Source organism: Candidatus Cyrtobacter comes, assembly GCF_034470605.1.
Lineage (GTDB): Bacteria > Pseudomonadota > Alphaproteobacteria > Rickettsiales > Midichloriaceae > Cyrtobacter > Cyrtobacter comes.
The window spans coordinates 1-26,469 of sequence record NZ_JARGYT010000008.1 but is presented as its reverse complement, the minus strand read 5'-3'; the positions used below and the strand labels follow the sequence as shown (position 1 = coordinate 26,469).

The 26,469-nt window shown below is 35.0% G+C and carries 22 protein-coding genes; 14 read left to right on the top strand and 8 right to left on the bottom strand.

From position 1 onward, the window contains the following. Positions 1-207 precede the first annotated feature (207 nt). From Cyrtocomes_RS01195 to Cyrtocomes_RS01185, 3 genes are all read left to right on the top strand, one after another. Complete coding sequence (locus tag Cyrtocomes_RS01195; protein ID WP_322497390.1) at positions 208-954, top strand: hypothetical protein; 747 nt, start codon at positions 208-210, stop codon at positions 952-954. Between the two features lie 338 nt (positions 955-1,292). Beyond that, positions 1,293-2,087 (top strand): ABC transporter ATP-binding protein, encoded by a 795-nt coding sequence (locus tag Cyrtocomes_RS01190; RefSeq protein ID WP_322497389.1) that lies wholly within the window; start codon positions 1,293-1,295, stop codon positions 2,085-2,087. A 7-nt stretch (positions 2,088-2,094) separates the two neighbouring features. Next, positions 2,095-3,249, top strand: coding sequence for a phosphoglycerate kinase (locus tag Cyrtocomes_RS01185; protein WP_322497388.1), 1,155 nt, complete (start codon positions 2,095-2,097; stop codon positions 3,247-3,249). A gap of 69 nt (positions 3,250-3,318) precedes the next feature. On the opposite strand, the gene Cyrtocomes_RS01180 is transcribed toward Cyrtocomes_RS01185, so the two are convergent. After that, positions 3,319-3,732 carry a hypothetical protein gene (locus tag Cyrtocomes_RS01180; protein WP_338140849.1) on the bottom strand — a complete coding sequence of 138 codons (414 nt, stop codon included), beginning with the start codon at positions 3,730-3,732 and terminating at the stop codon, positions 3,319-3,321. A gap of 957 nt (positions 3,733-4,689) precedes the next feature. Between Cyrtocomes_RS01180 and Cyrtocomes_RS01175 the strand changes: the two genes are divergently transcribed. Beyond that, positions 4,690-5,421: a hypothetical protein gene (locus Cyrtocomes_RS01175; RefSeq protein WP_322497386.1), complete on the top strand. Its 732-nt coding sequence runs from the start codon at positions 4,690-4,692 to the stop codon at positions 5,419-5,421. 219 nt (positions 5,422-5,640) lie between these two features. Here the strand turns inward: Cyrtocomes_RS01175 and Cyrtocomes_RS06100 are convergent, their stop codons facing one another. From Cyrtocomes_RS06100 to uvrA, 7 genes are all read right to left on the bottom strand, one after another. Next, positions 5,641-5,931 carry a type II toxin-antitoxin system VapC family toxin gene (locus Cyrtocomes_RS06100; protein ID WP_410519687.1) on the bottom strand — a complete coding sequence of 97 codons (291 nt, stop codon included), beginning with the start codon at positions 5,929-5,931 and terminating at the stop codon, positions 5,641-5,643. Between the two features lie 81 nt (positions 5,932-6,012). Then, positions 6,013-6,261: a type II toxin-antitoxin system Phd/YefM family antitoxin gene (locus Cyrtocomes_RS01170; protein ID WP_322497385.1), complete on the bottom strand. Its 249-nt coding sequence runs from the start codon at positions 6,259-6,261 to the stop codon at positions 6,013-6,015. Continuing rightward, positions 6,258-6,512, bottom strand: coding sequence for a hypothetical protein (locus tag Cyrtocomes_RS01165; RefSeq protein WP_322497384.1), 255 nt, complete (start codon positions 6,510-6,512; stop codon positions 6,258-6,260). Before Cyrtocomes_RS01165 ends, Cyrtocomes_RS01170 begins: the two co-directional genes overlap by 4 nt. A 1,178-nt stretch (positions 6,513-7,690) precedes the next feature. Continuing rightward, positions 7,691-9,118, bottom strand: a complete 1,428-nt coding sequence (locus tag Cyrtocomes_RS01160; protein WP_322497383.1) for a KAP family P-loop NTPase fold protein — start codon at positions 9,116-9,118, stop codon at positions 7,691-7,693. A 191-nt stretch (positions 9,119-9,309) separates the two neighbouring features. After that, positions 9,310-11,286, bottom strand: coding sequence for a hypothetical protein (locus Cyrtocomes_RS01155; protein ID WP_322497382.1), 1,977 nt, complete (start codon positions 11,284-11,286; stop codon positions 9,310-9,312). 401 nt (positions 11,287-11,687) lie between these two features. After that, entirely contained in the window at positions 11,688-12,605 is a 918-nt protein-coding gene (gene ribF / locus Cyrtocomes_RS01150) for a riboflavin biosynthesis protein RibF (RefSeq protein WP_322497381.1), read from the bottom strand. Positions 12,606-12,780: 175 nt separating this feature from the next. After that, positions 12,781-15,657, bottom strand: a complete 2,877-nt coding sequence (gene uvrA / locus Cyrtocomes_RS01145; RefSeq protein WP_322497380.1) for an excinuclease ABC subunit UvrA — start codon at positions 15,655-15,657, stop codon at positions 12,781-12,783. A gap of 318 nt (positions 15,658-15,975) precedes the next feature. Between uvrA and Cyrtocomes_RS01140 the strand changes: the two genes are divergently transcribed. The 10 genes from Cyrtocomes_RS01140 (at position 15,976) to Cyrtocomes_RS01095 (ending at position 26,365) form a co-directional block, all read left to right on the top strand. After that, on the top strand, positions 15,976-17,130 hold the full coding sequence (locus tag Cyrtocomes_RS01140; protein ID WP_322497379.1) for a hypothetical protein: 1,155 nt from the start codon (positions 15,976-15,978) through the stop codon (positions 17,128-17,130). 128 nt (positions 17,131-17,258) lie between these two features. Then, positions 17,259-17,849 carry an NADH-quinone oxidoreductase subunit J gene (locus tag Cyrtocomes_RS01135; RefSeq protein WP_322497378.1) on the top strand — a complete coding sequence of 197 codons (591 nt, stop codon included), beginning with the start codon at positions 17,259-17,261 and terminating at the stop codon, positions 17,847-17,849. Beyond that, complete coding sequence (nuoK, locus tag Cyrtocomes_RS01130) at positions 17,846-18,169, top strand: NADH-quinone oxidoreductase subunit NuoK (protein WP_322497377.1); 324 nt, start codon at positions 17,846-17,848, stop codon at positions 18,167-18,169. Before Cyrtocomes_RS01135 ends, nuoK begins: the two co-directional genes overlap by 4 nt. Positions 18,170-18,171: 2 nt before the next feature. Beyond that, positions 18,172-20,055 carry an NADH-quinone oxidoreductase subunit L gene (gene nuoL / locus Cyrtocomes_RS01125; RefSeq protein WP_322497376.1) on the top strand — a complete coding sequence of 628 codons (1,884 nt, stop codon included), beginning with the start codon at positions 18,172-18,174 and terminating at the stop codon, positions 20,053-20,055. After that, positions 20,056-21,576, top strand: a complete 1,521-nt coding sequence (locus Cyrtocomes_RS01120) for a complex I subunit 4 family protein (RefSeq protein ID WP_322497375.1) — start codon at positions 20,056-20,058, stop codon at positions 21,574-21,576. Continuing rightward, a complete protein-coding gene (locus tag Cyrtocomes_RS01115) occupies positions 21,573-22,997 on the top strand; it encodes an NADH-quinone oxidoreductase subunit N (protein ID WP_322497374.1) in 1,425 nt (474 codons plus the stop codon). Before Cyrtocomes_RS01120 ends, Cyrtocomes_RS01115 begins: the two co-directional genes overlap by 4 nt. After that, on the top strand, positions 22,994-24,163 hold the full coding sequence (locus Cyrtocomes_RS01110; protein ID WP_322497373.1) for an NADH-quinone oxidoreductase subunit D: 1,170 nt from the start codon (positions 22,994-22,996) through the stop codon (positions 24,161-24,163). Before Cyrtocomes_RS01115 ends, Cyrtocomes_RS01110 begins: the two co-directional genes overlap by 4 nt. 4 nt (positions 24,164-24,167) lie before the next feature. Beyond that, complete coding sequence (gene nuoE, locus Cyrtocomes_RS01105) at positions 24,168-24,653, top strand: NADH-quinone oxidoreductase subunit NuoE (RefSeq protein WP_322497372.1); 486 nt, start codon at positions 24,168-24,170, stop codon at positions 24,651-24,653. Between the two features lie 22 nt (positions 24,654-24,675). Then, on the top strand, positions 24,676-25,557 hold the full coding sequence (locus Cyrtocomes_RS01100) for a hypothetical protein (protein ID WP_322497371.1): 882 nt from the start codon (positions 24,676-24,678) through the stop codon (positions 25,555-25,557). Positions 25,558-25,843: 286 nt separating this feature from the next. After that, positions 25,844-26,365 (top strand): hypothetical protein, encoded by a 522-nt coding sequence (locus Cyrtocomes_RS01095; protein WP_322497370.1) that lies wholly within the window; start codon positions 25,844-25,846, stop codon positions 26,363-26,365. Positions 26,366-26,469: the final 104 nt, after the last annotated feature.

Here is a 26,469-nt window from a genome sequence, read left to right as displayed (position 1 = left end):
GGAAACAACCTTTTATCCATCTAAATACCATATTTATCGCCTCCAATATAATATTGCATCTTTTCCATTATTTGGCAAAACCTTTGTTAACAGTGCCTAATTAGAGAGTCGTTTGCACAGAATCAAGATAAAACAGCTAGGAAAATTTACTACAATAGGCTTGCTGGAATAAGCACTGAAATCGCAAAAACTTTAAATACGGAATGTATGAAGAAAATTATAGATCTTGCATTCAAAGATGCAACATCTGAGGAATTCAATCGCTTTTTAAATAGCCTTGACAGATTTTTTAGCGCACAAAATACAGAAAAATTATCAATCAAGGAAGTAAATTATATTGTACAATTTTTACTAGAAACGAAACAGAGTAAAATTGATAATTTTTTAAATAATATGGAAATTATATCAAAATATATTACTTATGATCAGCTATCTTATAGAATGCGCCAAATAATTTTTGATTTTTGCCAAGATTTTAACCATGATGCTAATTTAGCGTGTATCCCCAAAAGATCAAAAACTAGTATCGATATAGAGGCAATTGGTACTAATATGAAAAGTATACTAGAGACTGGGATACTTGAGCCACTTAGTAGAATAATTATAGGTGAAGATGGCACACAAGCTGATATTATATTTAATAAATTAATTAGAATGCATGAATCTCGTATGGGGGCTTTTTTAAAATTCTCTGAACTCATGCAAAGTACCAACATACTGGCTCATATTAGCAATGAACAAGCTTGTGATATTGTTACATCTATGACTTATCCAGATATTAGGCATTGCGTTCGTATAATACACCTTTTAGAAAAGTACCAATGTGTTTCAGAAAAAGATACTGATATTATATATAATGAAATAGTAAATTCATCTGCGAGAAAGGTGCGGGAAGCCAAACAATTAACTGAGCTTAGAAGGATTACAACAGATATATTACGCTTCGTATTTTAAGAACCATTTATTAAAGACTACGTATTTTTACATGGGGCAACCTCTCTATTGAGACTTGATCGTACTAAATAATCTAGCAAGTACGCAAGATAACTAAATAAACAATGGCAAAAATATATAGTAACTTGAGTTAACTTAACAAAAGCGATATGCGCTTTTGAAATGAGCATAAGTCTGTAACCCAATAATTTGCATATAGAGGTCTTTTTCATTGAATGAGACAACAATCTAGAAATCGCCTAGTTAATTGATTGTACTATTATTTAATATTTTATAACGCTTGTACTATTACACTATATTCAAATTATCAAAACAGCTTTTTCTTGGAATATAGAGCGTTGTATGATATCGCTCTTATTAGAATGGTTGAAGATATTGATATATTCAATTTTATGATGGCGATTATAGTATCCAATCTAAATAAGACAATAAATGGTAGGAAAATTATAAGCGATGTTAATTTCAGCATACCTACCGGTAACTCGCTTGTTGTAATAGGTGGGTCTGGAAGTGGTAAATCTGTGCTTATTAAATGCATATTAGGATTAATGCTCCCTGATAGTAGCTCCAGTGTTGTTTTATGCAACCATAAGGTCTCAAACGTCCATATATCAAAACGCAAATATCTTTTAAATAGAATTGGCGTTGCTTTTCAAGCCAATGCATTATTTGATAGCATGCCAATATGGAGAAATATTGCATTTTCTTTAATAGAGGGTGGTGGTATGGATCAAAAGAGTGCCTTTGATATTGCATGTGCAAAACTTGAGATGGTCGGGCTTGATAAGTCCATTGCAAATCTTTTCCCATCGGAAATATCTGGAGGTATGCAAAGAAGGGTATCGATAGCAAGGGCAATTATTTCAGAGCCAGATGTTCTTTTTCTGGATGAGCCAACGGCGGGCCTTGATCCTATCACAGCTAAACTTATCGCTGATTGTATAAATAATCTGCGTATGAAGCTTTCCATGACCGTTGTAACAGCAACCCATGATATGCCATATGTAAACAAACTTTCAGACTTAATAGCCGTTATGCATGCTGGCAGCTTAGTTTGGTTTGGAAAAAAAGATGATGCAGGAAATTCTGAACATTTATCAAATTTTAGGAAAGCGGCACAAATAATAAATTAGGATAAAAATGATAAAATGCATAACACAGAAGGTTTTTGCACCAAATAGTAATGCCATTATTAGGGTAGATTTCAATGTGCCCCTAGGGATTGATTATAAAATCTTAGATTATAGTAGACTTGAATCTGCTAAAAACTCTATCAATCTATTATTAAAAAACTGCAAGAGGGTTTTGCTACTATCGCATTTTGGCAGACCAAAAGGTAAGTATACAAAAGAACTATCTTTGGCAAATATTGTATCACAGATTAGTAAGTATTATGGGGTTGAGATAATATTTATCAACTCATTGAATGAACTTAATGATAAAGAGGGGTTGGTACTTTTAGAAAATACTAGATTTTTTCCAGAAGAAGAAAAAAATGATCAATATTTTGCAAGAACACTTGCTCAACATGCAGAACTATATGTGAATGAGGCTTTTTCATGCTCGCATAGAGCACATGCTTCATTGCACGCTATTACAAATTATCTGGAATCTTATGCTGGCACTTATTGTTTTAATGAAATCACAGCATTAGAAAGGATATCTTTAGAAAAGAATAAAGATATTATAGCAATAATAGGCGGTAGTAAGATCAGCTCTAAAATAGGGGTTTTGAGAAATTTATTCAAGAAGGTAAGGCTTGTGGCTATAGGCGGCGCGATGGCCAATACATTTTTAAAAGCCAAAGGAATTGAAATAGGCTCATCACTATATGAGCCAGAATCCTTAGATATAGCCTCTGAAATACTATCTAGTTATAAAATTTTACTACCCATAGATGTGGTATGTAAAAATAATAATTCCATAACTATAAAAGATATACATTCAGTAGAAGATGGTGATTGTATAATGGATATAGGGCCACGTAGCTGTATTGAAATATGTAGCGCTATAAAGAATACGCAATCTGTAATCTGGAATGGTCCAATGGGAAAATTCGAAGAACCAGAATTTATAGACGGAACACGTCTTATAGCAAAATTTATATCCTCACTTAATGATAGTATTTATAGTGTAGTAGGTGGTGGTGATACATTAGCAGCACTTTCTTTATTAAATATAAAACTTGCGTTTTCGCATGTATCAACTGCTGGTGGTGCATTTTTAGAATGGATGGAAAAAGGATCCCTACCATGCATAGATATGTTGAAAATTTCAAAAACAACAAAAACTTAATATAAGAATACGTGTATAGCCGTTTATTGGACTCTTGCGTATCATGATTGATCAAGAGTTAGCTTACCCTTATTGAATGTGAGCTGTGGTTAGCCAGTGTGGTATAGATCTTTTTGTATATTTATGTAGATCTTTTTTTTCATTTAAATAATAATTCCTATATGCCTGAATAGGATCATTTTCTATCATGTATTTCTCAGGCATTACCTGTGGTCTTACCGTGATTCCTTTGCTTGGTATTATTCCATGTGGCACTTCAATAGACTGCATAGCTATAAATGATTTATGTGGTACGCTCTTATTCCACCTATACATGTATTCTGCATTTAAATGTCCAAGCAATTTCTTAAGCCATTGCCAGTTCTCAATTGATTCCATGGCCCATAAAACGCAAGGATGTTTGATATGTGTCTTTTTATATGGAGATTGTAGCCCATATAAACTTAATGCTGTAGATAAAATTTGCGCTGACTCTAAAATCATCTTAATTACATGTTTATCAGCGTGATATATTGCGCATTTTGCTATCTTTTTATCTAAATAAAATATATTCATTCTGTTATCAAATAAAACCTATTGGTTGCTAACAAAAGATAGGTGGTATTTTAGACTTACCTAATCTGTCAAATAGCATGCCTTGGAACAGCGTTTTTCTGTTAAACCTAGCTAAATAATGCATTAACAAAGAATTATAAGATTTTACCAAGCGGCCTTTGTAACAACGTCTCTTATGATAAATATTATTACTATCAGTTGCTATGATCCCAATTTTATATTTACCTTTTAATTCCAGAGCTACAGGTAAATAATCATCAAAATCTACAATAAAAATCCAATAACTTATTTCTATCCATGTCTAGGCCAGATATATACTTTCTTCCGTTTTTTTTAAACTATATAATTCATCTATACATTCACTACTTCATTTTCGAGTATCTTGGTAAATTTTACTCCTTAAAATCTTAGCAAACTTCTTTATCAATTGTAGTATTAGGGCGTTCATTCCATTCTTTCTATACTTCTTACATATTTCTAAATATAGCTATTTTATTTGAGGTGGGATACTTAAATACTTCTTGTATTACAGGCCTTATTATGCCGCTAATTTAACTTAAATAACTATACCATTTCACTACCCCCACATCGTTTCTCATGTGTATATTTTAGCATCACCACTTTTAAATGCTACAGCTTTGACACTTTTGCCGCACATCCTTAACACAAATCTCAAAGTTACAGTGTTTGGATTTTAAATCCATACCTGGTTGATAATGTAAAAGGCTAGTGCAGATTACTTATTATCTACTGATAATTAACAATTCCCTCAAAAATGTTATTGCGTTTTATCAAACTACTATTATAGATAGAGCGCATATTGCAAATCACTTTTTGCTTTTATAGCTTTAGTCCAGCATGTCATAATAAAAATTAAAAATTCATATGATATACAAAAACGTTGAAGACTTTCTTAGATCCCCTACAAGCGAGAGTGATTTGGACGATATAGGGTTGATTGTTACAAACCCCATGGAGTCATCATTTCCTGATATAGAAACTGCAAAACAAGCTGTCAATGATGTAAAAAAGATTAAGAGTAATGAGATAAGAAAGTGGTATGATGAATATCCAGAAGCAAGGGTTAAAGCTCGCCCATTTGCGGTTGGTGATTTGCACAGAGAAACAGGTTATGGGTTTAGCATAAGGTGTGGGCAGGAGAAGTCTATCAAATGTGGTGCTACCATTGTATTGAAAAAATGTCTTGATTTTGAAATACGGATAATAACGTATTACCCGATAAAAAGAAATCTGATGACTGATGAGTTCAAAAATACACAATATGATTGGATATTATGCTTACTTACTTATTTTTTAGAAGATACATATTCCGAATATAGGAATGATTATAATACTATTTTAAGGTTTATGGATGATCAACCCAAAGAATGTCTTGAGCGCACAATAGTACAAGCCCAAAAACTCTTATCACTACCAATTGAACAGTTCCCAACTGAATGGATTATTGATACCAGCAAGGGGGGCAGGACTATAAATAAAGATGAAACTCAGAGGGAATGGATCAAATGGATCTTAAAGAAATTTAAGAAGGGTGCTAGTGAGAAGGGTACTAGTAATTTATGGGTTTGTGATATGATAAATACTACTTCTACTTGAAGTGTGTAGACGCCTTCACACTTGTCACTTTTTAGAGGTTGCTGACAAAAGAGAGATAGTATTTTAGACTTAGCTAATCTATTGAATAGTATAGCTTATATGAGCGGCCTTTAGAAAGAATAGCGTTAATTTTTCTTCTTTAGCCGTATCATCTGTAAGGTTAAGTATCAACTACTACAAATCATTCTTTAATCTTACCACATACAATATTTTGACACACTATGCGGTTTTAATTTGGTATTGTTTAATCAATTTATCTTCTGTAAGAAGAACAATATGTTCTACTAAGCATTGACAAATCAGAAGTCTATCAAATGGATCTGTATGATAATCTTTGAGTTGCGATAAATATTCAATATGTTTAACTATAATAGGTAATTCTAAAAACTGTGAATCAGAAATTAATTTATCATTGATAATAGGAGCGACTATTTTACTAAGTGCCTTTTTTATTTCTATTTCCCAAATTGTTACAGCACTAACGTAAATAATATTATTACCATCTTCAATGATCTTTTTTTCTGAGAGGATAAATTGTCATCTCCATTTAACCACCATAATAAAATATACGTATCCAATAAATATCTAATATTATTTTCCTCTAAAATAATCCAAAAAATTATCTGGTAGAGTATCAAAATCTTTTTCTATTTTTATTTTTCCTTTAAGCTGACCGCATTTTCTATTAGCTTTTTGAGATTCAATATAAGGAACTAATTTGGCAATTGGTTTATTTGCTGAACAAATCACTATCTCCTTTGAAGTAGAAATTACACTCTGTAAATATTTAGAAAGATGTGTTTTAGCTTGATGTATATTAACAAGCCCTTGATCGCTCATATTATATACCCCATTGATAAACTTAGAATCAGTAAACTTTTTGACAAATTTTTCATCATAATTTTTGCCAATTCTATAAAAGCCTTAGCCGAAGAAGTGGTGATTTCGTAATCTTTAGATAATCTTCTAAAGTTACCAAACGAATGAGCGCGTCCACTACTGAACCTTAAAACCCCATCATCTGACTTAATTATAGTAAGCAAACATCCATGAAGATGAAACCACTGGTCTGCCAAAATCTTGATTAGCAAATTTTTCCTTTAATCCAAATAATTTTGCACAAGTGCATGGGGAGTAGCGCTATGAACTTTCATTAGGTAGCCAAGAGTATCAACAACTATAGCTAAAGCGGTATAAAATTATTACATAAACAGTAACTTTTTTAAACTTAACCCAATGATAACTAACATATTTTCAAAATTAATCATGTGCCATTTTTATGACGCTTTAGCTATATATGACGTTTCCTTCCAGTTATCTTTTTGCCATAATCTTTCTCCTCATTTTTTAAAAGAACTACGCTTTGACTGTCAATAATTCCCATGCTTGATTCTTTGCCGATTTGACGCATTACTTTAGTACTTGTTTCATTCATTAAATCCTCAACTATACCACTATGTTTTAGCCTATTAAAATAAAACTATTTTCCATGGACCAAAATCTTTGGGCAAATCTCTCCAAAAACAGCCATTTTTTGTTACATAAAACATAAGCATCCTACGGCGTCCTCAGGTTATCCTACCGCCCATTTCTCCTATTTATTATTTTTCTATTAAAATCCCACTCTTTATCACTAGTGTCGCTATTTGCTTGACATTCTTGTCCATTTTTGATGCCTTAATACCACATTCCTTTCAACATTTCATCTTTACGTGACTGGTTCTAATATACGATACTGCTTGGATTCGTATACTATTACAGAAAGCCTTTGTACCGAATCTTTAGATAATGCTAGTAAATGACCTAAATAAATAGGAAAAAATAGACCAAGCCCATATCCTATTACAGAAAAATCTCTACCTTTGTTTTCTGGTGCTTCAATATCAATAAACAGTCCATCAAATATAAGTATAGCACAACAATGCTATAACAATGATAGAAATCCAGCATTTTTTCATGCATGCTACCTAATATACCCAGCTCTCGGAATAATATTCTAATTCAATAATCGTTTCAAGTTTATCTTAATCACCAGAAAAGATAAATTATGCAATGTAATCTGATTATCTTAACGGCTTTTCTAGTGCTTTTCCAGATCAATTCTTATAGCATTGGCAGCAGTAAGATTCATTTTCCTGGTAAAATTTACCCAACTAAAACCGTCACTCACATTATACACACAATCTATTTAATCAGAATGTGGCATAAGCACACAGCGCAAGTGTGTAAAACCAGTATCTCATCATATATCTACTTTAATTCATAAGCTCTAATCTTCAGGCTTGGCTATGACAGTATCCTCACTAATACAAGATTTCAAGATAAAAGCGTATGTTTCTAATATATACTCCTCCTTCCAGCTTATTAATCTGCTTAGACGCTCCTTTACCTCACCCTCCTGCGTCTTTATTACACCATCTCCTTGAGTTATGACCTTTTCAAAAAAGTGCTTAACGATATCATCTATCTCCGCCTTCTCTTCTTGTGGCAACTTGTCTATGTGCTTTAACTTGTACATGGATATAATAAATATAACCGCATCTAAATTTAGACCCTTGATCCATTCTTTGGTATAGGAATTGCTAGATGTAATTTCATATATCTTATTCAAAAACTCACTATAATAGAGCTGTACGGTTTTTTTGCATTTCTCCTCGCCTTTCCAGTTCTCACCTTTCATTATATAGTCATATAATTCTGGGTAGCATTGATACAATACATGATATAACACTACAATCATCCAACATGCCCCAACTTCATGCACAAACTCAACCTTACGAGGCTCTTGTTCAATCGAATACTTCACTAATTCAACGTCCATACTCCTACAGATCCTAAACACGTCTCTTGCCGTGATATCAAAACAGCTTAACAGACTTAGATCTGTATGTAACAACATCTCCTCTAGATTAATTTGCTGTTCTGTCTTTATATTATTACTCTTTCTTCCATTACAGTAATATTTTATCAAAGAAGCAAAAAATTCGGGGCTTTGGTATGGTATCTTAAATTTAAAATCAAAAAACCTCTGTAAATACTTGACGGCATCTATGTTACCATATTGATGTTTTACTGTCTCGCGCAGCTGAGTCTCATCAATTGCAAAGATGAAAATAACATTCTGCACATTTAAAAAATGTTTAACTCTCTCTAGCACTCGAACAGCAAACGCTGGATTACATCTATCTAATTCATCTACAAGTATTACTAGTTTTTTACTCTCTATAACTTTAGATAGCGCTGTACCGAACTCTTTTTTGAGAACATCTACGTTTTGATTATCTGGAAATAAAGATCCAAAATCAATACCAGCCTCTACAAGTGGTAATGGTAATGAAACATTAATATTAAGACTCTTTATCAATGCAACTCCAGCTTTAGCAAACTTAGTTACGAATTGGCCTTGCCCTGTAACAAATATAATTCCTTTTAGTAGAGTTGCTAGTGGATCAGCAGAACTATCATCCTGCCAAGCATTGTAATAAAATACACTATGTTCGCTTAACCGCTTCTCCAATAATTCACGCAGAAAAAAAGTCTTACCAGATCCCCATGGCGCTGTCACAGCAATACTATAGCTTTCCTCCATATGAGACAATTTACCTATATAAGATTCATTACGCTCAATTAAATTTACTATTTTTGTCTGCAAATTCTCAAGCCCGTTATTTAGGTTGTTTTGCTGATCATGATTCATATCTCATATAATAATTTATTTGATATTAGTTTCGTATATATACCTAAGAGCCAATACTATTTCAATTGTAATAAATCACTACTATCACAACCTATATTCAGATATACATGAGACAATCCTCTCTGTTGTAAGTGTTGTTAGCGCCTCTGTTGTATTAATCCTGCACTCTGTGTATACATCTTCTTTACCACTTAGCCGCGAGTTACTTGGCTCTGAGCACCCTTAGCGCTAATAACTGCCTGACTAGCCTGACATGCCGCGGACTCCTTTGCTAAATCCATTGCTCGCACCAGTATAAAATAGGCTTTACCATACAATTTATCATCAATGCCTTTTACATCACTATTACTATTACTATCAATGACCTTTACTATTCTCGCTACCTTCCCCCTCCCCCAACCTTGCGCGGCCTCTGCAAGCATTTTCTTAAAACCCTCTTCATCCTTGAGTTCATCTTCCGCACCACTAACACCATTCTTATAGGCTGGCCCGCTCAATGTTTTAGCATTACCTACAACCATTTTATGAGGAGCGCTCTGTAGAGCAGCCTCAAGTACATTAGGCTGATTAATAACCTTTTTTGAATATGGTTGGTTGGCGTGATTATTGGATAATAATTCACCTTCTTCCCCCATCCAAATCCCATTACTTACCACTTTCTGCACTATACTATTAGATACCTCTTCCCTTAGAGGCAAACTCGCTGAATCAACAGCCACATCAACCCCACCTTTTTTATTGATCAAAGAATCACCCTTCACGTCTTGGAGGTGATATTGCTCAGTATTCATTACTGCATTTACCCCTAATAAATAGTTTAAGGCAGACTCTTCTTTATTTTTAGAATTGCTAGCATTAAACTTATTGTGGCCTACATCACCCTGGACATCTTCATAAAGCATATCGCGCATATCATCTAATTGATGCGAAGATTGGCCCCCTGGGCCGATTTGCCCATCAATATCATCAGATATCATAACAGTCTGGTCCGCCGCCTGTAGGCCACCATTATTGCCTGATTTAACCCCGCTCCTTAATGACCCATGGTTAGATTCAACATCAGACCTTGGCTGTTCAATAGTACCCGCCTCTTTCTGCAAATCATTAATTTCCACAACATTATCAGGCACACCATCTGCACCACTTAGCCCAGGAGAAAATACAGCACTAGACCTTGCTGGGGTATCCACCTCTTTTTGCAGATCACTTGCTCCATCCACCACAGCAGCATCATCAAGCACACCATCTGCACCACTTAGCCCAGGAGAAAATACAGCACTAGACCTTGCTGGGGTATCCACCTCTTTTTGCAGATCACTTGCTCCATCCACCACAGCAGCATCATCAAGCACACCATCTGCACCACTTAGCCCAGGAGAAAATACAGCACTAGGACCCGCTGCTGATGCTCTTTGTAAATCATCGACCCCACTCTCTATATCAGACATCTCATCTGTTAATCCAACAGGCTCTTCACTTAATGCATTACTAACTTCGCTTCGGACATCATTATCTTCACTGCCCACTGTATGAGTTCGTTGAGGCGCTCCTACTATGACTGCCTCCCCTGTCCCTGTTGTCGCCCCCCATTCTGCTCCACCCTCTCCTGCCATGGTGTTGAATCGCCTGGGGGAACTTGCTTCATGGAGCGCCACTGGTTGCTGCTGTGGTTGCTGCACTGGCGGTTGCTGCTGCACTGGCGGTTGCTGCTGCACTGGCGGTTGCTGCTGCACTGGCGGTTGCTGTTGCGCTGGTTGTTGCTGTTGCGCTGGTTGTTGCTGTTGCGCTGGTTGTTGCTGTTGCGCTGGTTGTTGCTGTTGCGCTGGTTGTTGCTGTTGCTGTATAACGCCCCCCTCTTCCAACATCCACACAGCACCACCTACAACTGCTTGACCTAATTCAAATACCAAAAGCGCAGTATTAACGCATAAAGTCCCAACGGCTTTTATAAAATCAAACATAGATCCAATAATACCCTTGCTATTCGGATCGTGCCCCGCACCAGCCTGAAATATTGCTCCAACCACGGAAAATGAACCACCAACTATACCAATAACACCACTACCTACCCCACTTAATCTTTTCAATATTTTCCCTCCAGTTGATGGCGCGGGTTGCACATCTTTTTGATCAACTACTGCATTACCTTCTTGTTTATTTTTTGCCATAACATAAACACTATAAATCTATAACATCCCAAAATAACATGCTATCATACCCCTATAGGTTGAGCAATAAAATGAAATTTTTTAGATTTAAAACGCACACGATGTTTAAAAATAGAAAATTTGCTGATTAAATAAAGATATAACTAACACCAGATAGTTATTAGTTTAATTAGGTTCTATAGCTAAGTCGCCATAAAATAGCTACATATATAACTTTGAAATACTTTAGTTATCATTGAGTTAAATGTAACAAAATTACTCATTATATAATCATTATATATAGCTTTAGCTATATAGCTAAGTCAGTATAAAACATCCTATAAAATAGGAGTTAAGAAGCTAGAACGGTATTGTTGTGCCATTTTATACTATCTTAGCTACATATACACTACCAAGCTTATTTATACATTGTTAGCAATTTCAGTCGCGTAGCACGTATTTTTTAAGATAAATGAAGCAGCTGAAACATCCATATTTATCTGATATATTAGCTCTTCAATATTGCCGAATTTCCTCTCTGGTCTTATAAACTGCAAAAGTTCAATTTTAACATCCTCCTCATATACTTCTAGATCAAACTCTAAGAGATGCACTTCTACAATAATACTGTTATCAGTATGAAGTGTAGGCCTGATACCAATATTGGCAACTCCGTAAAATTTACCTACATTTAACGAAACAAGTACAAGGTATACACCTAATAATGGTACATATAAATTTTCTGGATACTCTATATTTAAGGTTTTAAAACCTATCTTCGCGCCTAATTTTTTTCCATGACATACTACTCCACTGATAAAGAAATTTCTACCCAAAAGTTTCTGAGCAAGCCCAACAGCCCCCATACTCAATAACCTTTTCACTTCAGAAGAAGAAATTGGTATATAGTTCAACATCATTTCGTTGATACATATATAATGAAATTTACCACTTGAAGAAATACAAGCTAAACTCTTTGTATCACCAAGCCTCTTATGCCCAAATCTAAAGTTGTACCCCGTTATAAGAGTATGTATATCAACAACCTTTAATAGGATATTAAATATAAATTCCCCATATCCCATCATTGCGACCTCATTATTAAATTCTATTTCAAAAATATCTATTTTAAATTCTGATTTCAGTAAATTAATTTTATCTTCTCTTGTTAATATTAATCTATGCCCCTCCTTTATAATAAAAGCAGTATGTGGATTAAAACATACTAATAACGGTTTCAATGATAATTCCTTGGCAATTAAAATGGCATTCTTTATCAATTCTTGATGCGCAATATGAACACCATCAAAATTACCTAATACAACAATGTACTTATTCATAGAAACTACAAATAACAAATAATACTGCCATGAATTTATTATAAAGCAGGAATGACATGAGTTGATATCTAATACAAAAACAGCAGCAACCCTTTTAGAAAAATCCGCAGCAGTAATACTCTGTCTATTTAATTATCAAACATATTATATACAATAACATATCTTACTGGCGTAACTATAAACCAAGATATGGTATTAAAAACCTACCGGTAATACTATCCTTATTAGCGGCTATATCATAAGGTGAACCAAAAGCGACAACACCCCCACCTTTATCACCACCCTCAGGCCCTATATCTATTACATAGTCAGCAGTCTTTATGACATCTAAATTATGTTCAATAATAAGTATTGAGTTATTTGAATCCGCAAGTTTATGTAAAACATTAAGAAGATGTTTAATATCATGCATATGAAGACCCGTAGTTGGTTCATCCAATATATATATTGTTCGCCCCGTGGACTTTTTTGAAAGCTCCTTAGCTAGTTTTATTCTCTGAGCCTCGCCCCCAGAAAGTGTAGTAGCTGATTGGCCTATTTTCATATATCCAAGACCAACCTCTGATAATGCTAGGAGCTTCTCATAAATAAGCGGCATGCTCTTAAAAAACTCCATAGCATCAGCCACAGTCATATTCAATACATCGTATATTGAATGTCCTTGACATTTTATCTCAAGAGTCTCCTTATTATATCTTTTTCCCTGACACTCATCACACGCAACATGCACATCTGAAAGAAAATGCATTTCTATTTTTAGCACACCATCCCCTTCACATGATTCACATCTCCCACCCTTTACATTGAAGGAAAATCTACCTGTAGTATATCCCCTAGCCCTAGCCTCAGGAAGCCCAGCAAACCAATCTCTTATGTGGGTAAAGGCACCAGTATATGTAGCTGGATTAGATCTTGGCGTTCTACCTATAGGCGATTGATCTATTTGTATTACTTTATCAATATTCTCAAGCCCCTCTATATACTCGTGCTTACCTGGTATCACCTTAGTACCATGTAGCTTTCTAGTAATAGCTTTATATATTGTATTTATAACCAAACTAGATTTACCACTGCCAGAAACACCAGTAAAAACCACGAAGTTTCCCAGCGGAATGGTAACAGTAATATTTTTTAAATTATTAGAAGAGGCAGAAACAACCTTTATGCATTTCTTGGGATCAAACTTCCTTCTTGTAGTGGGTATTGGTATCAATTCTTTATTAGATATGTATCTACCAGTTATACTGTTTGGATCCTGCGCTACTTCCTGGGGGGTGCCCTGAGAAACAAGGTATCCTCCATGCACACCAGCACCAGGACCTATATCTATAAGATGATCCGAGGCAAGCATGGTATCAACATCATGCTCAACAACTAAAACGCTATTACCAAGATCCCTTAGACTCCTTAGCGTATTTAAAAGCCTCTCGTTATCCCTTTGATGTAACCCTATGGAAGGCTCATCAAGAACATATAAAACCCCACTTAACCCAGCACCTATTTGTGAAGCTAGTCTAATCCTTTGACTCTCCCCACCTGATAGAGTATTTGCCTTCCTATTTAATGTGATGTAATCAAGCCCAACATTTACAAGAAACCCTAATCTTTTATCTATCTCTGAAACCAGCTTTAAAGCTATCTGCTGCTGCTTTGGTGTTAAAGAATTATCTATAGATCTTATCCAATTCATGGCCTCAACTACATTCATTTCACAAATTTGGCCAATATGCTTATCCGCTATTTTAACACAAAGAGACTCTCTCTTTAATCTATGACCGCCACATGCTGTACAGTTTCTTGAGGTCTGGTAATTATATACTTCATCAGTCGCCCCTCTCCCTTTGAGAATTTTTTGCAATTTTTCCTGAAGGTAATTTACAACACCCTCAAACGGCCTCCTTATAATACTTTTCCTAAACCCATCATCAGATTCAAATTCTATTACCTCATCCTCTGAACCATAAAATATCACATTTTTAACTTTTTCACTTAATGATGAAAATGGCGCATTCATCTCAAACTCATAATGCCTTGCAAGAGATTCCAAAATCTGAGTATGTAACTTAAATTGCGCTATTTGTGATAACACTTCTTTGCTCCAAGGTGTTATAGCCCCATCTGCTAGTGATAAAGATTCATTAGAAACTATAAGCTTGGGATTAAAAAATACTTCCTCCCCCATACCACTACATGCTGGGCATGCACCATGAGGGCTATTAAATGAAAAAATCCTCGGCTCTATCTCTGTGATAGAAAATCCAGAAATTGGACAAGCAAATTTTTCAGAAAAGATAATTCTATCACCATTTTTATGGTTAGCGCCTTCAGCTATAGAAGCAATATCTATGTAAATTACACCATTCCCAAGCCTTAACGCCTGCTCAATACTATCAGCTATTCTATTACCTAACTCACCATTAATCTCAATTCTATCTACAACAACAGAAATATCATGAGATTTATTTTTATCTATTTTTGGCTGCACATCTAAATCATGTAACTCGCCATCAATCATAACGCTCATATATCCCTGCTTCTTGAGCATGAGCAACTCTTTTCTATGCTCACCTTTTTGAGAGCGAATCACAGGGGCAATAATAGAAAATTTAGCACCATTTGGAAACTGAGAGATAGTCTCAATTATCTGAGAAGCGGACTGTTTTTCAATAGGTAAGTTCGTAAATGGTGAATATGGAACCCCAACTCTTGCAAATAATAGCCTCAGATAATCGTAGATCTCTGTGGCTGTTGCGGTTGTTGACCTTGGATTTCTAGAAGTTGTTCTCTGATCAATTGCTATAGCAGGGGAAAGCCCTTCTATAGATTCAAAATCTGGCTTTGAATGAATTTCTAGGAATTGCCTTGCATATGCAGATAAGCTCTCTACATATCTTCTTCTCCCTTCTGCGTATATAGTATCAAAGGCTAGGGATGATTTACCAGAACCGCTTACACCAGTTATTACAACTAGCTTTTCTTTAGGTATATCTATATCGATATTTTTAAGATTATGTTCACGCGCACCCCTTACAGATATAAAGCCTCCAGACATATATTCAATTCAGATTTGTTATAATAAAAGCATATTTTAAGAAGTAGGATAATATCAGCGAGAGACACAAGGTTCAATATTAAGCTTTGAAGATTCTCAGAAATTGTAATGTTATGACTTACTCATTACGAAACCTCTACTCGTCAATGAACATATAGTAATTGTTGCTAATAATCATGTAAAATTTTTCACTATGCTAGTATTTTTCGCTATGTTAGTATTGCAACTTATACGTGCATATTATCGAAATTTATAAGTCTATATTTGTAAAAATTTAATTTTAGAAATTATCATCTATATTTATTTAACTAGTTTATTATGCCAAATCCTCTTGATAATCCCTTAACACATTATGCCATACCAACCCACAAACTACTACCACCTACCAACCCACCATATCGATCACAACAATCACCTCAGCAATCCCACACACCTATACTACCTGATGTAATACTTAGCTTTAGAGATGGAAGTTTTATACTAAGATTAATAAGCAAAAACGGCATTCTAGTAGATTACCATATTAAGCCAGGAGAACTCATAGAGGCTATTGGCCTTATAACTAAATTATTCATAGAAGATCCTCATATAATAAATTCACCAGTTAAAATTAGGATTTTACGGCAAGAGCCGAATCTGCACCTACAAGATTCAACATCGGAATTATCTATAACCACCGAAACCAGTATGCCTGGATATATTGTATTTAGAATTACTAATAGCGCATCAGTTCTCGCAGGAGGTGGGCAGATGAGTAAATGCAGAGAACAATTAATAAATATTATAGATGGCATTTTAGATGCAACATATAGCCTTTATGAACATATAAAAGAAGGCCCACCACTCGAAGCAGAAGATATAATAATGACCTTATCTCAAGCTAAATCTCAAATCATTCAAAAAACACAAGAGCTAACAGCTTCATTATTACAAGAATTACAGAATCCAGTATCAGGTCAATCAAATAACCCTGGTAATTCATTACATGTAGAAAAAAAACAACATCTAGACCCTAAAAAAGCTCTCCATAGATCTCTTTCCACAGAACAAGGAGGAAGAATGATAAATGATCCTACAGGATGTAAATTGGATGATGAATCAACACAGCCTTCACAGAGTGAGCAAACCCCTTCCACTGTAGTAGGGCCTGGCAGGCAACCAACAACTGCAGGGTTTGAGGGATCAACACAGCCTTCACAGAGTGAGCAAACCACTTCCACTTTAGCAGCGTTTGATGGGCAACCAGCAACCACAGGATCAGAGGGATCAACACAGCCAACTAGTGAACTTCCCGCAATACCACACTTGGCAGGCGCATCAGTAGAAGGAGATGATAACGGACCATCACAGTTAGCTGACAGCAATGGATCACATGGGCTTACTGTAGACGATATATATTGTGATATTGCATCACTACATTCGCAAGATATGCAACACGGCACAAAGGATTCCGACTGCTGCGCCTTACTTTAATTAAAGATACCAAATTATTAAATTGATAAAATCGCATAAAGCTTAATTTATGAATTAATAATTTCTAGACACATGATACAATTCTGGTTTAGAAGTTATCTAGTAGAGTTGTTAATGTTTGGCAGTTGATGTCTGAATTTATATTCTGGTCCTTTAGTACATTGATGATCCTATCAGCGTTTTTTGTCGTTGTACTAAGGGGCGGTGTACGTTCTGTTATATTGCTAATACTCTGTTTTGCCAGCGCCGCCTCAATACTCTTGATGGCCGATGTCGAATACATATCGATGACTCTCTTAATAGTCTATGTTGGAGCCATTGCTGTTCTGTTTTTATTTGTTATCATGATGATAGGAGAGGCTGAGGTATTATCCTTTAGAAGGCTCTTGGGGCTGATACCATTAGCAGTTTCTGTCTGCTTAATTATTTTTGCTGGTATTTATATAGCCAAAATGTACTCACCGGATTTCTATCCTCCAGCTAGTAGTGTAGTGACAGAACTGAATACCAGATATATAGGCTCTGTTTTATATACAAAATACTTTATACCTTTTCAATTAACAGGGTTTTTGCTCCTTGTTGCAATGATAGGAGCTATACTTCTTACATCAAAATATCAAAGAACCTCTAGAAAGATTCAGGATTGCTCTGCGCAGGTAAAAAGAGGCAGAGATGTAAAATTGATTAAGGTAGACTTTAATAAAGGTATCGAATTATGAACAATTTCTTACAGGAAATTTCAATAAATTCATATTTTACCGTTTCTATTATACTATTTACCGTAGGGTTGGTAGGGCTGCTTGTGAATAGAGAAAATATGATAGCAATATTAATCTCAGTTGAGATTATGGTGCTATCTGTCAATATACTGTTTTGCGCTTTTTCATCATATAACAATCAAATTGATGGCCAGATATTCAGTATTTTTATCTTAGCTTGCACTGCAGCTGAAGCTGCTATAGGACTTGCTATTGCAATAAATTGCTTTAGAGCAAGATCTAATATAGACGTCTCATCTATGAGTGAAATGGGTGATTAGATATGTTAGCAATATTAACTTATATCTCTGAAATACTTGTATTTCTTCCGCTAATTGGCTCTCTTTTAGCCTTTTTTTCATTCAGAGATAAACTAGCTATGTTAATTTCATGCTGCTGTGTTGGTATAGCAGCTATATTTGGCATCTTTATTTTTTATCAATTCTCAGTATTAGAACATACACCATTAATAATTAAATTATTCAACTGGATATCTGTAGCTAACTTGAGGGCGGACTGGTCTATATATATAGATTCCCTTTCTGCAACCATGATAATGGTTGTCACATCAGTTTCGTTTCTTGTACACCTCTATTCAGTCGGCTATATGGCGGAAGATAGAAGTAAAAGGAGATTTTTCTCTTACCTCTCTCTATTTACGTTTTTCATGCTAATACTAGTAGTCGCTGATAATTTTGCCCAGCTATTTGTTGGCTGGGAGGGTGTTGGCTTGAGCTCATACCTGCTTATAGGTTTTTGGTATAAAAAGAAAACAGCCTCAAATGCAGCTATAAAGGCATTTTTAGTTAATAGGGTTGGAGATATAGGACTTGCACTTGGGATATTTACAATAGCAGTTGTTTTTGGGAGCATAGAGTATTCTAGCGTGCTGGGTTTTGCAAAATTTTACTCATCGGAAACTTTCAACATTTTTGGAATAGAGTTTTCTGCTATTTCTCTTATATGTCTACTGTTGTTTATTGGGTGCATGGGCAAATCAGCTCAGCTCGGCCTGCACGTTTGGCTTCCCGATGCAATGGAAGGCCCCACACCCGTATCTGCACTAATACATGCGGCAACAATGGTTACTGCTGGTGTATTTTTAGTTGCAAGATGCTTTGATCTATTTTCTCAATCCAAGCCAATTTTAGATTTTATATTAATTCTAGGTACGGCAACTTCATTATTTGCAGCACTAATTGCACTTGCACAGAACGATATAAAAAAGATAGTGGCCTATTCAACTTGCAGCCAGCTTGGTTATATGTTTATCGCTGCAGGGTCTGGTGCTTGGAGCGCAAGCGTTTTCCATTTATTCACACATGCATTTTTTAAGGCACTTCTTTTTCTGGGCTGCGGTAGCGTTATACATGCATTAAATGACGAGCAAGATATAAGAAAAATGGGGGCATTATATAAAAAGCTACCATATACACATGCAATGATGGTTATAGGCTCAGCCGCACTTGCAGGCATTCCATTCTTTGCAGGGTTCTTCTCCAAAGATGCTATACTAGAAGCTGCATATGCAAGGGGTGATGATCTTGGCATAGTATCTTATTGTATTGGTGTATTTGTAGCATTTTTAACTGCATTTTACTCTTGTAGACTACTAATATATGTATTCTATGGAAACAAGCATTCCGATAATAACCCACATGAATCTGGAATTGTGATGTTAGTTCCACTGTTTGTTTTATGTTTGGGAGCAATATTTGCAGGAGCCTTCGGTAAATATATTGTAAATATGACCTCATCAGAACCATTTTGGAATAGCTCATCAAGAGCATTACCAATACATCATAATCTACTTATTTCAATCATGCCGTCCGTAGCTGCTATTATAGGGGTGATTTGCTCGTACTTATTTTGTCATAATAAAACAAGACAAGATGGATTTATTAGTAATCTATTTAGAAATAAATTTTATATTGATGAATTATATGAATACATATTAATTAAGCCATATATGAAAGCCTCTAGATCAGCGTTCTTCTACTCTGAACTTTTGATAATGGATAAATTATCAAGCATTATCTATTTCTTTTGTAAAAAACTCTCCAGGATCTTTGCATCTATACAAAGCGGAAAGACTCATAGATACATATATTCTATTCTAGTTGGGCTTATAGCCTTGGGTTATTTATATTTTAGGAAAATTATATAAATGTTGAACTTTAACGATATAATATCGCTGCAAATATTTTTTCCTATAGCTATTGCCGTGCTCTTGCTTGTGCTTGGAGCTTTTTGCAGCATATTTGGTAATACTTATTCGAAATATATAGCATTATTTTCTTCCATCTTTAGCCTGATACTGGCATTTTTAATGCTCAGCCATTTTAATTTAAGCGAGAAGGGGTTTCAATTTCTATCTAACACAAAGACCCTATCTACAATAGGAGGAAGGGCTATTTTCTCATATAAGCTTGGGGTAGATGGTATCTCACTAGGATTGATAGTATTAACGTCAATTTTACTACCTTTCTGCATATTATCCGCATGGAATTCTTATAATAAACCACCGCAGTTCTTTGCAATGCTGTTGATGGTACAGGGTATCACAATAGGCGTTTTTTCCGCATTAGATTTGGTATTATTTTATGTATTTTTCGAAGCTTCCCTAATACCAATGTTTATATTAATCGGTGTTTGGGGAGGTGATCAGGGCCCAAAAGCTGCGTTTAAGTTCTTTTTATATACATTTGCCGGATCACTACTTTTCCTAATATCTATAATATATATAATTACCAAATCAGGTGTCTCAGATATACCAATCCTTTACCATTTTACTCGAGAGTATCCTTTCGCTGTACAGCAAGTGCTATGGATGGGCTTTTTCATAGCCTTTGCCCTAAAGCTTCCAATGCTACCACTACACAGTTGGTTACCACATGCCCATGTACAAGCACCAACAGCAGGCTCTATGCTCCTTGCAGGTATCTTATTAAAAATGGGAGGTTATGGGTTTATGAGACTCTCCGTACCATTCTTCCCAGCTGCTTCTGAATATTATTCGGATTTTGTAATAATACTTAGTATTATTGCCATTATATATACTTCAATGGTTGCCCTTGTCCAAAGCGATATAAAAAAGCTTATAGCTTATTCATCCATTGCTCACATGGGCTATGTTACAGCTGGAATTTTTGCATTAAACGTACAAGGGTATCAAGGCGCAATTTTCTCCATGATAAGCCATGGAATAGTATCTGCTGCACTATTTTTCTGCATAGGCATACTATATGATAGAAAAAAAACCAAAGAAATTTCCTTTTATGAAGGTATTGCAGGGGTAATGCCTAAATTCTCATTCTTTTTTGTTTTATGCTCATTTGCCTCAATTGCGCTACCTGGTACATCTGGATTTATAGGCGAGTTCTTAGTTACATTCTCAGTACTTAAGTATCGCTTCATATATGGTGTATTGATAGCTATTGGCATGGTTCTTGGGGCGACATACATGCTGCTTTTATGCTCTAAAATAATATTTGGAAATACAAATAAAAATTGTAAAGATATGCAAGACTTAAGCTACAGCGAGCTTTTTACATTGCTTACAATGTGCTCTTTGATGGTTATATTAGGTATTTTTCCAAATGCCGTTATAATGTTCACTAATTCATCAGTTGAGCTGCTGCAATTACTTATTATGAACTTTAGAATGATTTATGGAGGCGCTCTATGAGAATATCATCAGAATTACTGGCTTTGTTACCTGAAATTTCTCTCATAGTTGGCGCACTTATCTCTATGGCAGCATCAATGTGCAAAAATGCGCATAGATATATCTATGCTATTCCTGTCATATCTTTGCTTATATCGTTACATTTTATGATTCAGCCGCTTTCAGCTGAATCATGTGTTTTTACAAACTCAATTGAGATAAATAACTTTACATTCACGTTTAAATCTTTGCTTGTTATAGCTTCATTGGCTTTGCTTTTTTCCATCTCCGATAGGTATTTTTCAGTAAAAGTAACACCTGAACTTCCTGGCCTCTTATTATTCTCATTAACCGGTGGTATGGTAATGATAGGTAGCAATGGGCTATTACCTCTATACCTTGGAATGGAGCTCATGACCTTACCATTTTATATAATGGTCGCCTCTAATCTTGATGATAGAAAATCGCAAGAAGCATCAGTGAAGTATTTCATACTTGGCTCTATATCCTCATGCTTCTTTTTATTTGGATGCGCTATCATATACGGATCTTGCGGCTCTATAGATTTTTCACAAATCAGAAATTTTGCATTAACAGATGGTCAAGGTAACCATATATTTGCTCTTGCATGCATATTTGTTATAAGTGCCTTTTGCTTTAAGATTTCATTAGCACCATTTCATATATGGGTACCAGATGTTTACCAAGGTTCATCAACATACGTTACAGGACTTTTATCTAGCTTACCTAAAATTGCTTCTCTTGCTATTTTTGCTAAACTCATGTATCGCCCATTTTATGGGCTTATAACAGATTTGAGTTATGTATATATAACAATGTCTGTTCTTTCGCTCTTTACAGGGGCATTCGCTGCCTTCAAACAAAAAAATATAAAAAGGCTACTTGCATATGCCTCAATCTCACAAGTGGGCTTCATGGTCTCTGCACTTGCAACAGGAAAAAGTAGTGATATACAGTATTTCACATTTTACATGGCCGCCTATATGGCCGCTAATATAGGATTCTTTACTTTTTTAATAGCTTTTGAAAAATCTAGTAACAATTTGGAAATATCTCAACTTTCTGGATTAGCATCAAAGAATCCCGTTCTCTCAGTATTAATTACAATTTTTGTTATCTCGATGGCAGGCATACCTCCATTTATAGGGTTTTTTGGAAAATTTTATGTAATTATTGCTCTTATAAACGGAAATCTGTTTCCGCTTGCTTGTTGCTTGGTTCTAGCAAGCTTGATTAGTGTTTATTACTATTTGAAGATTATTAAAGCTATATATTTTGATAAAGGTAGAAATGTTATTAAGATCAATATAAGCTGTGAGAAGTGGTTAATAATGTTTTTATGCGCAGCATTTTGTACATTTTCTGCTATACAACTTGACTCATTGCTCATTTTTACCAAAAATTCAGCTGGCTTATTATGAACAAGAAAAATTTCACAATTAATTTTGGCCCTCAACATCCAGCTGCACACGGTGTTTTAAGACTTATTCTTGAAATGGATGGTGAAGTAATAGAAAGGGCTGACCCTCATATAGGGTTACTCCATAGAGGGACAGAAAAGTTAATTGAGTATAAAACATATACACAGGCAATCCCGTATTTTGATAGATTAGACTATGTTTCTCCAATGTGCCAAGAACACTGTTTTGCTCTTGCTGTTGAGAAATTACTATGCTGCGATGTTCCCTCTAGGGCTCAATATATTAGAGTAATGTTTTGTGAGCTTACACGCATACTTAATCATCTTTTAAATATTACAACACAAGCCCTTGATGTTGGGGCCACTACCCCACTTCTCTGGAGCTTTGAAGAACGAGAAAAAATAATGGAATTTTATGAGCGCGCAAGTGGCGCAAGAATGCATGCTGCATATATAAGACCTGGCGGCGTTGCTATGGATTTGCCAGAAGGACTTTTGGAGGATATTTACTCTTTCATAAAAACCATACCAGGCTTCATAGAAAAAATAGAAGGTCTCCTTACTGAAAACAGAATCTTCAAACAGCGTACTGTTGATATAGGTATTGTAACAAAGGAAGAAGCACTCAGCTGGGCGTTTACTGGCCCAATGCTTCGCGCCTCAGGTATTCCATGGGATTTAAGAAAGGCTCAGCCATATGATGTATATCATAAAATGGAATTTGATATACCTATTGGAAAAAATGGTGATTGCTTTGATAGATATCTCGTTAGAGTAGAAGAGGTTAAAGAATCTGCTAAAATAGTAAAACAGTGCATAGAAAATATGCCTGCCGGCCCTATTAAAAGTAGTAATAAGAAGATTTCTCCCCCATCCAGAACTGATATGAAGCTTTCCATGGAGGAGCTTATACACCATTTTAAGCTATATACTGAGGGATATAATGTCCCTGAAGGTGATACATATACTGCGGTTGAAGCACCAAAAGGTGAATTTGGCATTCATTTAGTCTCAGATGGTTCTAATAAACCTTATAGGTGCTATATTAGAGCACCAGGCTTCGCGCATCTTCAGGGGCTTGAATTTATGAGTAAAAAGCATTTACTAGCCGATGTTGTAACAAACATAGGTAGTATGGATATAGTATTTGGTGAAGTTGATAGGTAGCATCATGGCAATATTTGAATTTACAAAAGAAAATTTAAAGAAAGCGGAAGAGATACTGTTAAAATATCCAAAAGAGAACCAGCGAGCTGCAATTATGCCACTTTTATGGCTCGCCCAAGATCAGAATAATAATTGGATCTCAAAAGAAGTGATGGACTATATAGCTAAATTCCTTTCTATGCCCCCGATCAGGGTATATGAGGTCGTCACATTTTATACAATGTATAACAAAGAGCCAGTTGGTAAGTATTTGATACAGGTCTGTAGAACGACTCCATGTTGGCTCAGGGGATCTGATAAAATTCTGTCAGCTTGTAAAAAAAAGCTAAATATAGATATCGGGCAAACTACTAGGGATTCTAAATTTACACTTGTAGAGGTAGAATGTCTTGGTGCATGCATTGACGCCCCTGTTATACAAATTAATAAGGATACATATGAAAAAGTTAATGAAGATTCGATAATACAACTCATAAATTCATTAAATTAAAATAGGCTAGATATTTTTTTGAATGCAATCTATAAGCCAATATATAGCAAGACTGATTGATGGTCATGGTCTTTCACATGATCAAATCCTGCATGCGATGAATGCAATTTCTCGTGGCTATTCCTGCCCAGCTCAAGTGGCAAGCTTCCTCACAGCATTACATATGAAGGGGGTCTCTGCGCACGAAGCCGCATCAATTGCAAGCGCAATACAAAAAATAATTAATCCAACAGGTGTAAGAGGCCAAAATAATATTTTTATTTCTTCTAAAAACATAAACACTTTGCATATGATACTTTCCTTTTATATGCGTAATATTGGTTATGCTATAACAATAAACACAGATACCAAAATAGAAGATTGTAGTAGCATAAATTATATAAAAGAGGGCACTATTCCTCTTATTAAGATCGAAAACAATACTTATAAAACTCAATTAAAGGAATTTGCACTGATGAAAAAAATTCTAGGATTTTGCTCTATCGTGGATGAAATACAATATTTAACACCAAAAAATTTATGCTTTTCATATGCTATAATTGAATCAACACTTCAGGAGAATTTACTGATAAACATAGCAAAAGCCTTAGGTTTTCAAAAGATCATAGCTTTGACACAACTCAATACCAATGAATATTGGGTATCACTATATGAAGGGCTTTATGCTATACATCAGGAATACATATACTTAGAAACGAAAGTTTTAGACAAGATAAATTATATCAACATGGAGCATAGCAAGCTTGCATATATAGTTTCAATCATAGCAGCCTTCATAAATGAAGGCAGATCACAAAATGATCATTACATACACTTTATGGAGCAAGTTGAGACAAAAAGCTTGCTTGAGAGCATGATATATATAAAAGCTGAACAAGATTTTATAAACCATTATACTTATTGATCCATATAGTAATATTTAACTCTAACAATCTAAATAACCATTTGACTAATAAGGCATAACATAGTAACATAAGCGAAGATATGAATTACTAATAATAAATATGTAGAAGATTCTAGAGTGCATATAACTTAGACAGAATTTATAACATGTAGAAATTATAAAATAATTACAGGCTTTGATGCTATATCAGATTGGCTTGTTTTATGTCTGGTGCACATAACTTCATACATTATCACGCAAAGTACGCTGACTTTTACGAATCTCTCATTCCTCACTCAAATATTTTATGAGAAAAATATTAATAAAAGGAGCGGGTATATTATGCTCAATTTTATACTCTACAGTGGCAAATTCCTCTGTGTTAAAAAATTTGTATTTTAATTCTAGTATTGGTATTCTCAATGCTAATTCCACAGATAAAAGCTTTGAGGCCAATGCTTTGGTAAGCTCTGTTGGTATTAGCTATGAGTTAACGCAAAATATAAATCTTCAAGCATATGGCAAGGTGTTTAGTAAAATTAGCTCAAACCATAAAATAACTAATAATACATCTTACAAACAAGAGTTAAGTTTATATTCAATAAATATAGGGCTTTCATATAAAATCCCTATATCCTCTACAGTTAATCCATATATTGGCATAGGTATAGGAAGCAGCTTTGCTAATACTCAAGCAACACTATATGGCATTAGCGATACCTCATCATATAAGCTATCTGGAGAATCATACTGTAAGAATATAAGCTACTCTTGCTCATTAGGCTTGCTATTTACATGTAACAGCAAACTAAGCCTTAGGCACTGTTAACAAAGGTTGTATTTAATAGATGCTAAAGCTATAAAGGCAAGGAAAGAGAGATCGGATTTCTCAAATCGTAATGCTAAGCGTCGATTTTCTTTGAGTTTAGCGAA